The 12900-nt window shown below is 47.6% G+C and carries 13 protein-coding genes; all 13 read right to left on the bottom strand.

Features of this window, described 5'->3' with window-relative positions:
- Positions 1–10 precede the first annotated feature (10 nt).
- Complete coding sequence (locus tag RXX31_RS09530; protein WP_317588971.1) at positions 11–2185, bottom strand: chemotaxis protein CheA; 2175 nt, start codon at positions 2183–2185, stop codon at positions 11–13.
- 9 nt (positions 2186–2194) lie between these two features.
- On the bottom strand, positions 2195–2935 hold the full coding sequence (locus tag RXX31_RS09525) for a protein phosphatase CheZ (RefSeq protein ID WP_317588970.1): 741 nt from the start codon (positions 2933–2935) through the stop codon (positions 2195–2197).
- Between the two features lie 114 nt (positions 2936–3049).
- Positions 3050–3418 (bottom strand): chemotaxis response regulator CheY, encoded by a 369-nt coding sequence (gene cheY / locus RXX31_RS09520; RefSeq protein WP_020333593.1) that lies wholly within the window; start codon positions 3416–3418, stop codon positions 3050–3052.
- 45 nt (positions 3419–3463) lie between these two features.
- Positions 3464–4198, bottom strand: a complete 735-nt coding sequence (locus RXX31_RS09515) for an RNA polymerase sigma factor FliA (RefSeq protein WP_317588969.1) — start codon at positions 4196–4198, stop codon at positions 3464–3466.
- The gene (locus RXX31_RS09510; RefSeq protein ID WP_317588967.1) at positions 4191–5078 is read right to left on the bottom strand and encodes a MinD/ParA family protein; all 888 of its coding nucleotides are present in this window, start codon (positions 5076–5078) and stop codon (positions 4191–4193) included. The genes RXX31_RS09515 and RXX31_RS09510 overlap by 8 nt, the downstream gene beginning before the upstream one ends.
- A 14-nt stretch (positions 5079–5092) precedes the next feature.
- The gene (gene flhF / locus RXX31_RS09505; protein WP_317588966.1) at positions 5093–6613 is read right to left on the bottom strand and encodes a flagellar biosynthesis protein FlhF; all 1521 of its coding nucleotides are present in this window, start codon (positions 6611–6613) and stop codon (positions 5093–5095) included.
- Between the two features lie 28 nt (positions 6614–6641).
- Entirely contained in the window at positions 6642–8741 is a 2100-nt protein-coding gene (flhA, locus tag RXX31_RS09500) for a flagellar biosynthesis protein FlhA (RefSeq protein ID WP_317588965.1), read from the bottom strand.
- Positions 8742–8946: 205 nt separating this feature from the next.
- The gene (gene flhB, locus RXX31_RS09495; protein WP_317588964.1) at positions 8947–10077 is read right to left on the bottom strand and encodes a flagellar biosynthesis protein FlhB; all 1131 of its coding nucleotides are present in this window, start codon (positions 10075–10077) and stop codon (positions 8947–8949) included.
- A gap of 9 nt (positions 10078–10086) precedes the next feature.
- The gene (fliR, locus tag RXX31_RS09490; RefSeq protein ID WP_317588962.1) at positions 10087–10869 is read right to left on the bottom strand and encodes a flagellar biosynthetic protein FliR; all 783 of its coding nucleotides are present in this window, start codon (positions 10867–10869) and stop codon (positions 10087–10089) included.
- Positions 10870–10877: 8 nt separating this feature from the next.
- Positions 10878–11147, bottom strand: coding sequence for a flagellar biosynthesis protein FliQ (fliQ, locus tag RXX31_RS09485; protein ID WP_176291689.1), 270 nt, complete (start codon positions 11145–11147; stop codon positions 10878–10880).
- 25 nt (positions 11148–11172) lie between these two features.
- A complete protein-coding gene (fliP, locus tag RXX31_RS09480; protein ID WP_317588960.1) occupies positions 11173–12042 on the bottom strand; it encodes a flagellar type III secretion system pore protein FliP in 870 nt (289 codons plus the stop codon).
- On the bottom strand, positions 12029–12451 hold the full coding sequence (gene fliO, locus RXX31_RS09475) for a flagellar biosynthetic protein FliO (protein ID WP_317588959.1): 423 nt from the start codon (positions 12449–12451) through the stop codon (positions 12029–12031). Before fliO ends, fliP begins: the two co-directional genes overlap by 14 nt.
- A complete protein-coding gene (gene fliN, locus RXX31_RS09470; RefSeq protein WP_317588958.1) occupies positions 12451–12861 on the bottom strand; it encodes a flagellar motor switch protein FliN in 411 nt (136 codons plus the stop codon). The genes fliO and fliN overlap by 1 nt, the downstream gene beginning before the upstream one ends.
- Positions 12862–12900 lie beyond the last annotated feature (39 nt).

The following is a 12900-nucleotide window of genomic DNA, read 5'->3' as shown; positions in this document are numbered from 1 at the left end:
TCCGCTTCGATTAAATGCGTGAAGCCGATGCGTATCGCGTAAGTAGGTCAGGAACATCAAGAATCAATGCGATGTGACCATCACTGGTGATAGTTGCGCCCGCCATACCCGGCGTACCTTGCAATAATTTATCCAGCGGTTTGATCACCACTTCTTCCTGCCCTATCAGCGTGTCGACAACAAAGCCCACTCGCTGACTGCCTAACTGGACGATCACCACATGACCATGACCAGTGCGCTCCTGAACTCGTGGAGACTTAGCCGCCAACCAGTTTTGCAAATAGAACAGTGGGATAGACTTGTCACGAACTATAATCGTGAGCTGACCATCGACGACGTTGGTACGGCTTAAATCTAAATGGAAGATTTCACTTACTGATGCCAAAGGTAACGCGAACGGATGACCACCGACACCAACCATCAGCGTTGGTAATATCGCCAGCGTCAACGGTACTTTGATGATAATTTTAGTGCCTTTGCCAAGCTCAGAATCGATATCGATTGAACCATTAAGGGTATTGATAGCAGTTTTCACCACATCCATACCTACGCCGCGACCTGAAATATCAGAAATCTTATCTTTGCTTGAGAACCCAGGCGCAAAGATTAGGTTGAAGCACTCTTTATCGGTTAAGCGACCAGCGGCATCTTCATCCATCATTCCGCGTTTAACAGCGATACCACGAAGCTTGTTTGGATCCATACCGCCGCCGTCATCAATGATCGACAGTTCAATATGATCCCCTTCCTGAGACGCAGAAAGAATGACTTTACCAGTGCGCGATTTGCCCGCTTTCACTCGGTCATCTGGCATTTCGATACCATGGTCTACCGAGTTGCGAACCAGGTGAATCAATGGATCGGCCAAAGCTTCAACCAGGTTTTTATCCAGATCCGTTTCTTCACCGCGCATTTCCAGCACGATGTCTTTATTCAGGTTACGCGCCAAATCTCGAACCACACGCGGGAATCGGCCAAACACTTTTTTGATTGGCTGCATGCGCGTTTTCATCACCGCACCCTGGAGATCGGCCGTTACAACGTCTAAATTCGAGACGGCTTTCGACATTTCTTCATCGTTGCTGTTAAGTCCAAGACTTAACAGACGGTTACGAACCAATACCAGCTCACCCACCATATTCATGATGGTATCGAGCGTTGAGGTATCCACGCGCACTGTCGCTTCTGCTTGTGGTTTCTTGACCACAGGTGCCGAGGCTTTAGCTTCTTCCTTCACCGCGTCTGGTTTGGCAGTTGGCTGTGGTGTCGGTGTTGTAGGTTCCTTTGGCACTTCGGGTCCTGCACTGGCAGAAACTGGCTTCGTCGCCATCTCGAGCTCTTCAACCGATGGTCCTTTGCCTGTACCATGCAGTTCATCCAGCAGTTTCTCGAATTCTTCATCCGTCATCAGATCGCTGTCAGTCTCTGTTGATGGTGAAGAACTGACTGGCGCAACCGATTCCGGGGCCTCTGGTGGTTCAGCTGACGCAGATGTCGACGACGATGGGCTTTTGCCGACACCATGAAGTTCATCCAACAGCTTTTCAAATTCATCGTCGGTTATGTCACCGCTATCACTGACGGCAGACTCGGCCTGCACTGGTTTAGAAGGTTCAGGTTTAGATACACCCGGTGCACTGCCTTTACCATGCAATTCATCCAACAGCTTTTCAAATTCGTCTTGAGTAATTTCGTCTACAGAACCAATACTTGAACCAACGACTGGCTCTGGAGTGACGGGAGTTGAAGGAGTGACAGGCTCTTCTATCGCACTTGTCACTGCTTCGTCTTCTGCTTCTGGTTTACACAAGCGATGCAACTCTGCAAGGAGTGTTGGGTCAGCGGCTTCAGGCACTTCACGCTCTTGTACCGCCTGGAATTGAGTATTAACCGTATCCAGCGCCTTGAGCATCGTATCCATCAGACTTGAGGTGACGGAGCGTTGACCATTACGCAATACGTCGAACACGTTTTCCGCACCATGACACGTATCAACAAGCTCAGCTAATGAAAGGAAGCCAGCGCCGCCTTTTACTGTATGGAACCCACGGAAAATTGCATTGAGTAAGTCTTTGTCTTCTGGATTGTTTTCTAATTCTACTAACTGCTCGGATAGCAGATCGAGAATTTCCCCCGCTTCAATGAGGAAGTCCTGAAGAATATCTTCGTCTAAATCGTAGCTCATACGTTACCTTTAAAATCCAAGACTGGACAACAAGTCATCGACTTCGTCCTGCGATGAAACCGCATCTTCTCTCTGTTCAGGATGAAGAATCGGGCCCTCGGCTGCACTAGATGGTTTACTCTTTTTATCTGCCAGTGTTGCAAAAACTTGAGCCTGTTCATCTGGTTTGTTGCCAGAGAAAACGGTGAGGATGTCCACTAAACGGCCTTCAACTTCATTCACCAGCGTGATAACACGGCGAATGATTTGGCCAGTTAAGTCTTGGAAGTCTTGCGCCATGAGAATTTCGGTCAATTGACCGCGCAGTTCGGTACTGTCGCCTTCAACCTGAACCAATAGATTGTCGATACGGTGACAAAGTGCTTTGAATTCACTTAACTCAATGCGACCACGCATCAGCTCGTTCCATTGGGGACGAACTTGCAGAAGGCCTTCATGCAAGTTATCGGCAATGGGAAGGCAGCAATCGACAGCATCCATCGTTTTGTTCGCTGCCAGTTCGGTTTTCTCAATCACGTAATTGAGACGATCCCGTGCATCGGGGATTTCGTCTTGCGCAATTTCGGTCATGCGCTGATCGAAATTGAACTGCTTGAGTGAATCGTGAAGATCGCGAGTTAACGCTCCAATTTCTTGAAGCATTGGATTCTCAGCGCCGTCATATAACGAAGCAACGAGCATATTGGCTTGCTCTTGTTGCCCGTTCTCTAACATTTGAACGAGCGACTTTGCCTGCTCTAGTGAGATCATTCTGAATAGACCCTTTACGTTTAGTTCTTCTTATCGCTTTGGGAAACACGAATCGAGTCATTATTAAGGTTTTTTATTTGATATGGATGACTCGACTAACAAAGAATAAGAGAGTTATAAACGCTCGAAAATTTTCTCTAGTTTTTCTTTTAGTGTTGCAGCGGTAAATGGCTTAACGATGTAACCATTAACGCCAGCTTGAGCAGCTTCAATGATCTGCTCACGTTTCGCTTCAGCCGTAATCATGAGAACAGGAAGGTGCTTAAGCTCAGCATCCGCGCGGATATGTCTGAGCAAATCGATACCTTGCATACCTGGCATATTCCAGTCAGTTACCACAAAATCGAAGTCACCTTTTTTCAGCATTGGTAATGCAGTTAAACCGTCGTCCGCTTCTTGAGTGTTATTGAACCCCAAGTCACGAAGCAGGTTTTTAACAATACGGCGCATTGTTGAGAAATCATCAACAATAAGGATCTTCATGTTTTTATTCAAAATTGCCTCCACTGAATCGTAAAGTCAGTGTTTTTAATTATTTTGTGTCCACGCACTTAGCTTGGTGCGTAAACGTTGCATCGATTGACTCAGAATTTGACTTACGCGAGATTCGCTTACGCCCAACACATCGCCAATCTCTTTTAAATTGAGTTCTTCGTCATAATAAAGCGAAAGTACCATAGCTTCACGCTCTGGAAGCTGTTTTATTGATTCAATCAGTGACTTACGAAAAGATTCATCAGCGACACCTTTAAATGGGTTGCTGTTATCACTTTCGTCAGCTGGTGAAATTACATCATCTGAAACGCCTAAATCCTCAATACCGACTAACTTTGAGCAGTTTATATCGGTTAGTGCACTATGATATTGATCCAGAGTCATTTCTAGATGGGCTGCGACTTCTGCATCCGTCGGATCACGGTTCAGAATGCCTTCCAACGCTGCGATCGCTTGATTAATTTCACGATTATTTTTATGAACCGAACGTGGTACCCAATCGCCTTTGCGCATGTCATCTAACATTGCACCGCGAATGCGGATACCAGCATAGGTTTCAAAGCTCGCACCTTTAGTACCATCATAGTTTTGCTGAGCTTCGATAAGGCCGATCATGCCGGCCTGAATTAAATCTTCTACCTGAACACTCGGCGGTAAGCGGCCTAAAAGGTGATGAGCAATGCGCTTAACCAACACAGAGTAACGCTCTATGAACGCCTGTTGACTGTTTACTTTCCCGCGTTGGTCGTAGGTTACTGCATTATTCACCAAATGGATCCTCTGTGAATTCGCTACGATTTAGCAGCCTCTCAACAAAAAACTCCAAGTGTCCACTTGGTGTCTTTGGTATCGGCCACGTTAATGCTTTATTAGCTAAAGTACTGATAGCTAAAGCTGCTGGGGAGCGTGGGAATGCATCGACAACTATTTTCTGACGCTTCACCGCCTGACGCACTTTATCATCCAGAGGAATGCAGGCGACCAGCTCAAGACTGACATTCAGAAATCGCTCTGTGACCAGGGTCAGTTTGGCAAACAATTCGCGGCCTTCGCGGTAGCTTCGAACCATATTCGCGACGACTTTAAAGCGCTGAACCTGATGCTCTTTACTCAAAAGCTTAATCAATGCGTACGCATCCGTAATAGACGTCGGCTCGTCACACACGACCACAACCACATCTTGGGCTGCACGCGAGAAACTGATAACCATGTCTGAAATACCTGCAGCGGTATCAATCAACAAGACGTCCATTTCATCTTCAAGACTGCCAAACGCACGAATAAGTCCCGCATGTTGCGAATGGGAAAGCTCCGTCATGCTCTGCAAACCTGAAGTAGCCGGAATGATCTTAATCCCATAAGGACCTTCAACAATCGCATCTTTGAGCTCACATTCCCCAGCCAGGACGTGCCCCAAGTTACGCTTTGCACGTATACCGAGCATTACGTCAACATTAGCCAACCCTAAGTCAGCATCGAGAACCATTACCTTCTTGCCTTGACGAGCCATAGAGATCGCCATGCCTAGTGTTACGTTTGATTTCCCCACACCACCTTTACCACCAGTAACAGCAATTACTTTGGTTAATGATGGCTGTGTTAAGCGACGGAGGCCGCTTGCTTGATCGTGTATCATATTCTCAGTCATAGTCATCCGCCGCCCTAGACTCCTTCACTCTCGTTGTTCCAAAAGTGAGGTTCATTCTCTAGCGACTTCTCTAACAGTTCATTTGCTTTCGCAAGCATGTATTTTGGTTGTGCTATCACAATGTCTTCTGGCACGCGCTGACCATTGGCAATGTAAGCCACTGGCAGTACATTTTGAATCACCACACTGATGAACTCGCCCAAACTCAGGGATTCATCAAGCTTAGTCATTATACATCCTGACAAAGGAATGCGTCGGAAGTGATCCAGTGTTTCTTGCAGAACGCGACGTTGTGCGGTTGCTGGCAAAACAAGGTAGCTGTGAATGACTTCTCCACTCTCTTGCATCAGGGTATCGAGTTGCTCAGTTAGCCTCACATCTCGTTGCCCCATCCCTGCCGTATCAACCAAAATCAATTTTCTGTTTCGTAGCTGATATATTACATCGGCTAACTCTTTAGAATCTTTAGCAACTCTTACGGGACAACCCATAATTCTTCCATAAATAGAGAGCTGCTCATGCGCACCGATACGATAAGTATCTGTCGTGACCAGCGCCACATTGTCGGCACCATATTCCATCGCAGCCCGAGCCGCGAGTTTTGCTACCGTTGTGGTTTTACCGACACCGGTAGGTCCCAACAGTGCAACCACACCACCACGGGATAGAATATCTTGCTTTGGAATATGGATTTGATCGGCCACGAGTGACAGTAACGCCTTCCAAGCTCGAGCTGGTTTGGTATCTTCGGGGATATAACAGGCCATTTGATCGGCCAGTTCCGGAGACACGCCCATTCGCTCTAAGCGCTTGATCAGCATGGCTCGTAATGGCTCACGGCGTTCTACCTCTTGCCACATCAACCCCGACACCTGGTGCTCTAAAAGGCGTCGAATTGATATCATCTCTTCACGCATATTTTCCAATTCAGCGGCAGGTTCCTCTCGACCATCAGAGGACTTACGACGGTCATAGCGCGTTGGGTCTAATTTGGGCTTTGGACGTTCAAAGCGATCGTCTTGAGCAATCAGCTTAGCCAAAGGAGAGTCTGGCTGATATGGCGCTGGCTTCTCTTGGCTGTGTCCATCACGTTGCTTATTCTGACGTTTCAGTAATGCCGACAGTGAATCTTCATTTTCGGCGACATGCTCACCTGAGTCATCCGCACTGCCACTGTAATGCTTAAGCATGCTCGCAAAGCGCTGCGTCATTGAACCTGATTTTTCCTGAAATTCGGATTGATTGCTACGCAGACTGATTTTGTCTTCGTCTAAGCTGCGCTCCTGAAAGCGTTCAGATGATGAAGACATTTGGCGATGTTCGTTGTAACGATTCGGTTGAGAAGCACCACGATTGAATTGCGTAGCAGCATTGGTTGAGGACGGAGTGTTGGACTCACTATCGATCGCTGCCACGATAGCCACCCCGCCAGTCACTTTCTTATTCGACATGATTACCGCTTCCGCACCCAACTCCGCTTTTACTTGGAGTAGTGCAGTTCGCATGTCTTTGGCAAAAAATCGCTTTATTTTCAAACTATGAATCCATTAAAAAGGCGTGAGATCAGTTACCCACGGCTTGCACAATTCTGATCTGTTTTTCATCCGGTATTTCCTGATAGGAGAGAACGCGGAGATTAGGTATTGTGTTCTTCACAAACTTAGCCAATGTAGAACGCAGCACGCCAGAAGTCAGCAGAACAGCAGGTTCACCTTTTAGTTCTTGTTCTTGCGTTGCCTGGCTCAGTGACGACTGGAGTCGTTCAGCAAGTCCAGGTTCAATACCTGCAGATTCGCCGCCTGATGCCTGCATAGTTTGATGCAATATCTGTTCCAGCTCAGGAATCAAAGTAATCACTGGCAGCTCTGGCTCTATCCCATTGATTTCCTGAACAATCAGACGCTTAAGGCTGATACGAGCGGCCGCAGTTAGAATGTCAGGTTCTTGACTCTTACTGGAGTACTCCGCCAAGGTTTGCACAATAGTACGGATATCTCGAATTGGAATCGCTTCATTAAGCAGGTTTTGCAACACTTTTACCACCACACCCAATGGCAACTGATCCGGAACAAAACTCTCTACCAGCTTAGGCGCACTTCGGCCCAGCATTTCCAGCAGGTTCTGAACTTCTTCATGACCGATCAATTGCGACGCATTATTGGTTAGCAGTTGGCTAAGGTGTGTTGCCAGAACCGTGGAGGAATCCACCACTGTGTAACCCAAAGCCTGAGCATGCTCGCGCTGATCCTCACGAATCCAGACTGCTTCCAGTCCAAATGCCGGATCGATGGTTGGTTCTCCATCAATCATGCCATAAACCTGCCCGGGGTTAATCGCGAGCTCTTGATCCGGACGAATTTCTGCCTCACCGACTGCGACACCCATTAAAGTGATGCGGTAGCTATTTGGGGTCAGTTCAAGATTGTCTCGAATATGCACGGCGGGGATGAGGAAACCAAAGTCCTGAGACAATTTTTTACGCACACCTTTGACACGCTCCAACAGCTCACCACCCTGATCACGGTCAACGAGCGGAATCAGACGATAGCCGACTTCTAAGCCAATAATATCAACGGGTTGAACATCATCCCACGAAAGCTCGCGTTGTGAAGATGGCTCATTACCTTCATCGGCTGTCGCGGGTAATGCAGGCTCTTTGGCTTTCTGCTTTTGACGCTTATCGATAAAATACGCAGCCGTTCCGGCAACCACAGCCAGACTCAGGAAAGCAAAGTGCGGCATTCCCGGGACAATGCCCATCACGCCAAGAATTGCAGCGGTGATCATCAACGCTTTTGGGTTATTGAACATCTGGAAGACCAGTTGTTCTCCCATGTCTTCATCCGTGTTCTGACGCGTCACCATCATCGCAGCGGCGATCGACAACAGCAGAGATGGAATTTGCGCAACCAGGCCGTCACCAATGGTTAGCAAGGTATAGATTTGAATCGCATCGCCAAACCCTAAGCCATATTGCGCCATACCGATAGAAAGGCCACCGATAATATTGATAAACAGAATCAGGATGCCGGCAATCGCATCCCCTTTAACGAACTTAGACGCACCATCCATTGAGCCATAGAAGTCCGCCTCTTTAGTAACTTCAAAACGACGCACGCGCGCCTGCTCCTGATCGATCAGACCCGCATTTAAATCAGCATCAATCGCCATCTGCTTGCCCGGTAATGCATCCAAAGTAAAGCGAGCGCTTACCTCCGAAATACGACCCGCACCTTTGGTGACCACCATAAAGTTAATGATCATTAAGATGAGGAAAACAACCAGACCAACCGCGTAGTTACCGCCGATAACCACGTTACCAAAAGCCTCGATAACGTTACCTGCCGCATCACCGCCTTCATGACCATGCAGCAATACGACACGTGTCGACGCGACGTTTAGTGCGAGACGCAATAGGGTTGCAATAAGCAGAACAGTAGGAAATGCCGCAAAGTCGAGTGGACGTCGGGTGTAAACCGTTACCAACAACACCACCATGGATAGCGCGATGTTGAAGGTGAAAAACATATCCAGCAAGAAAGCAGGGATTGGCAACACCACCATTGCAAGGGTGGCCAAAACCATGACAGGTGCACCAATAGCGGGGATTTCACGCTGAGGAATTCGTGGCAATTTATCTGCAAATGGCAGGCTTAACTTCATACTGCAAGGTATCTCAATCGAGTTAAAGCATCGCGATAAGAACGAGATTATGCGCGAGAGCTTTGGCCTAAAAGTTTAGGTATTGTTGATAGTTAGCTCATTCTTAGCAAGCTGCATACCATGATTGACGCCAAAATAATGACTAAAGCCTCAACAGGTCACAAATCATTGAATCAAAGAACTTTTATTTGACGCACTACTCCGTCTAGTGACGATGTTCCGGTGGGATAGGCAAGTCATAGTCCTGTAGCTTAGGTCGCTGCCCCCCACGCTTTCGGTATTGCTTTAATTGGAAGACAAATGCTAATACTTGTGCCACTGCTGTAAACAAGCCATCCGGAATTTCCTGTTCGAGTTCCGTACTGTGGTACAGGGCTCGGGCCAATGGTGGCGCAGGGACAATGGTAATGTCATGCTCACGAGCCACCTCGCGGATTTTCATCGCCATATGATCGGTACCTTTGGCGATAACCACAGGGGCACGGTCTGTTTTCTGCTTATAGCGCAGTGCAACCGAAAAGTGCTCCGGGTTGGTGATGATGACATCGGCCTGAGGCACATCGGCCATCATACGACGTTGTGCAGCCTCCCGCTGTAACATGCGGATTCGCCCTTTGACCTCGGGTTTCCCTTCCGTCTCTTTGTATTCATCTTTGACCTCTTGCTTGGTCATTTTCAATTGATCGGAGTGCTGCCAAATCTGAAAAGGAATATCGATGGCAACCACAATCAGCAATGAGCAACTGATCAGTAAAATAAAGTTAAGTAAGATTTCAAGGGCATGGAAAATGTTCTGCGGATAAACATCCATACTCAATTGAATCAAGTCCGCTTGAGAAGCCTGAATCAAATAGATAGCGAATCCAGTGACCAATACGACTTTTAGGATTGACTTGATGAGCTCAACCCAACTTTGCATACCAACCATCCGCTTAAGCCCACTAAGTGGATTCATTTTCGACAGTTTAGGCATTGCCGCCTGTGCAGAAAAGCTGATCCCTCCGACGCCCGCCGCGCCAAGCATGGCCGCTAAAAACAAGGTAATCAAAATAAGAAAGAGCGGGAAAAGCAGTTCTGTCATCGCGCCCAAGGCAATATCAAACAACTTTGCGGTATCGAAAATTTCATCACGAGTCAGGTCAAATAGCCGACTCATTATGGAAAATAGTGCACGCGCTAATGTCTCACCAAACCACATCAGCGAAATGGCACCAACTATCAACACCGACGCCGACGCAAGCTCTTTAGAACGAGCAACCTGCCCCTTTTCTCTGGCTTGTTGTAACCGTCGGGGCGTGGCTTCTTCGGTGCGTTCCTGACCGTCTGACTCTGCCAAACCAGCCCCCTAACAATCCAGGCGAATGAGGCGACAAATCTGCTCCTCACCCACTGCCCAGTACAATTCGTAATGACTGTACAGGCCAGCCAGGATGTACCAACAAATTAATAAACCGACCATCAAGGCGAACGCAAAGCCGAGTGAAAAGATGTTTAACTGCGGCGCTGCACGCGTCATGACACCGAACGATAAGTTGATGGTCAACAGGGCAATAATGCCTGATAACGACATACTTAATGCCGTTTTGAACATGATGCCCAGCCAACCCGCCAACTCACGAAAATCGACCGCGGTTAAGGTACCTGAGCCGATAGGCAATGTTTTAAAGCTGAAAACCACCAACTGCAACATTTTTAAATGCCCGTCCGTAGCAAGGAAGAACATGGTGGTTAAGAACATGAACAATTGACCGAGCAGCGGCGTACTTTGTCCGTTAGCCGGATCAACCATAGAGGCAAAACCCAGACTGGATTGCATACCTAAAATTTGTCCTAACAAGACAAAGGTCTGAATCATAAATTGAGTCACCATCCCCATCGCAATGCCGATGATCATCTGCTCGGCAATGGTCATAAAACCGTGGAATGAGACCAACTCAATATCTTGTGGAACTGTGGGTATCGCAGGCATGACCGCAAACGTAATGGCAAGCCCCAAGTAAAGACGAATTCGAGGCGACACAAAACGAGCACCAGTGACTGTCATCACCATCAACATGGAAGAGATGCGGACATACGGCCAGAAGTAATTGGCGATCCATTCCAAAATGATACCAGCGGGGTAATCCATACTTATCCCTAGTACAGCACTTGAGGCAGACGCTCAATCAAGCCGTAAAAGTACTCCATCAACATTTGTGTCATCCAGTGGCCAAATAGCATCAGAGCAAGCAAAGTGATGATCAGACGAGGCAAAAAGCTCAGTGTTTGTTCGTTAATCGATGTCGCCGCCTGAAAAATGGCCACAATAAGCCCCACCAGCAAACTCGGAATGATAATGGCGCAGACCATGATCAGCACCATCCACAGCGCTTCACGGAACAGCTCGACAAACATTTCTGGAGTCATGTCTTATCCTCTAACCTGCGCTAATCTAAAGGGCAAAACTGCCGGCGAGCGTCGACAATATGAGATTCCAGCCATCCACCAGAACGAACAGCATCAGCTTAAACGGCAAGGAAACAATCATCGGTGACAACATCATCATACCCATCGCCATAAGTACTGAAGCGACGACAAGGTCGATGATCAAAAACGGCAAGAACAACATAAAGCCGATTTGAAAAGCGGTCTTCAGCTCGGAAGTAATAAATGCCGGGATAAGTACTGCCATGGAGACGTCTTCAGGGTTTGTCACCTGCTCGCCCGACATATTGACAAAGGTTTCTAAATCCTTAATTCGCGTCTGCTTGAGCATAAAGGCTTTCATCGGCACCTGCGCGGCATCAAATGCTTCTCTGGCGGTCACTTGCTCATTCAAATAAGGCTGAATGGCGTTGTCATTGATCTGGTTAAGAACCGGGGACATGACAAAGAAGGTAAGGAAAAGTGCGATACCTATAATCACCTGATTGGATGGTGTTTGCTGCAGACCCATCGCCTGACGAAGAATCGACATCACCACGACAATTCGCGTAAATGACGTCATCAAAATCACCATCGCAGGCAAGAAGCCAAGCATGGTCATTAAAGCGAGGATTTGCAGCGTGACAGAATAATCTTCGCTACCATCCGGATTGGTAGTCATAGTAAACGCTGGGATACCACCACTATTGGTGACCGACATCGTACGGCTAGCGCCTATATCACTCTGCATAGCCTGAACGGTTACGCTGTTCCCTTCTGCCAAATTAGCAGGCAGTGAAGACTCCTCCACCTGAGCAAACGACAGTGAAGAAAACAGTACGCCCGCCAGCAAAATAAAGCTGCTCATGATGAGACGAATTGGGTTAGCGTTGGTCATTTTTCTTTATCAGTTGACTAAATTGATTGGCAAAAGCACTGCTCGCCAACTCGTCCTCTTTGAGAGGCTGCTCGAGCTTGGTAAGCGTCTGGATAGAGTGACTAGTGATGCCGACCAAGAGCTGCTCATCACCGACCTGAATTACTGCAATTCGCTCTTTGGTCCCCACTGGCAATTGGCTAACAATTTTTAAACCTTTTTGTTGGCCAAATGCCGGACCTTGCATGCGTTTTAGCAACCAAGCCAGCAACAATATCACTCCGATAACCAGCACCAGTGAACCGAGTGTCGTCAGCAAATCAAAACTGCTTGGCGCAGACATCGAAGAAGAAGCAAACACAACTGGGGCACTTAGCGTCAAACTGAGTATTCCAGCAGTTTGCTTCCACTTTTTTAAACCACAAATCATTAGCGAAGCTTCTTAATGCGTTCAGTCTGACTGATCACGTCAGTGAGACGAATACCGAACTTGTCGTTGACCACAACCACTTCACCGTGAGCAATCAGAGTGCCGTTAACCAACACATCCAACGATTCACCCGCCAGACGATCGAGTTCCACCACTGAGCCCTGATTCAATTGCAGCAGGTTGCGGATACTGATTTGTGAACGACCGACTTCCATAGAAATCGTTACCGGAATATCCATGATGGTGTCGAGTTTACGACGCTCATCATCAGATATTGGACTTGAGGTGTCCTTCAGCTCCTCCAGTGGTGCTGCCAACACTTCATCTACGTCAACTGACGGTGCAGACGGGTCTTCGCCAAGAGCGGCTGCCCATTCATCTGCTAGCTTTTGATCGTCACTTGGTTCCATTTTTCTATCCTGTGCTTTGCCTTACTTATGCCGCACAAA

Source organism: Vibrio sp. EA2, assembly GCF_033042495.1.
In the GTDB taxonomy this organism is placed as follows: Bacteria; Pseudomonadota; Gammaproteobacteria; order Enterobacterales; family Vibrionaceae; genus Vibrio.
The sequence above is the reverse complement of the archived record's forward strand: the minus strand, read 5'-3'. Positions and strand labels throughout refer to the sequence as shown.

Bases quoted from the DNA above. Each gene is read 5' to 3' on its own strand.
- flhA (WP_317588965.1), bottom strand. From the start codon at position 8,741: ATGAAGTTAAGCCTGCCATTTGCAGATAAATTGCCACGAATTCCTCAG.
- RXX31_RS09510 (WP_317588967.1), bottom strand. From the start codon at position 5,078: ATGACTGAGAATATGATACACGATCAAGCAAGCGGCCTCCGTCGCTTA.
- RXX31_RS09525 (WP_317588970.1), bottom strand. From the start codon at position 2,935: ATGATCTCACTAGAGCAGGCAAAGTCGCTCGTTCAAATGTTAGAGAAC.
- fliR (WP_317588962.1), bottom strand. From the start codon at position 10,869: ATGGATTACCCCGCTGGTATCATTTTGGAATGGATCGCCAATTACTTC.
- fliO (WP_317588959.1), bottom strand. From the start codon at position 12,451: ATGATTTGTGGTTTAAAAAAGTGGAAGCAAACTGCTGGAATACTCAGT.
- fliP (WP_317588960.1), bottom strand. From the start codon at position 12,042: ATGACCAACGCTAACCCAATTCGTCTCATCATGAGCAGCTTTATTTTG.
- cheY (WP_020333593.1), bottom strand. From the start codon at position 3,418: ATGAAGATCCTTATTGTTGATGATTTCTCAACAATGCGCCGTATTGTT.
- RXX31_RS09530 (WP_317588971.1), bottom strand. From the start codon at position 2,185: ATGAGCTACGATTTAGACGAAGATATTCTTCAGGACTTCCTCATTGAA.
- fliN (WP_317588958.1), bottom strand. From the start codon at position 12,861: ATGGAACCAAGTGACGATCAAAAGCTAGCAGATGAATGGGCAGCCGCT.
- fliQ (WP_176291689.1), bottom strand. From the start codon at position 11,147: ATGACTCCAGAAATGTTTGTCGAGCTGTTCCGTGAAGCGCTGTGGATG.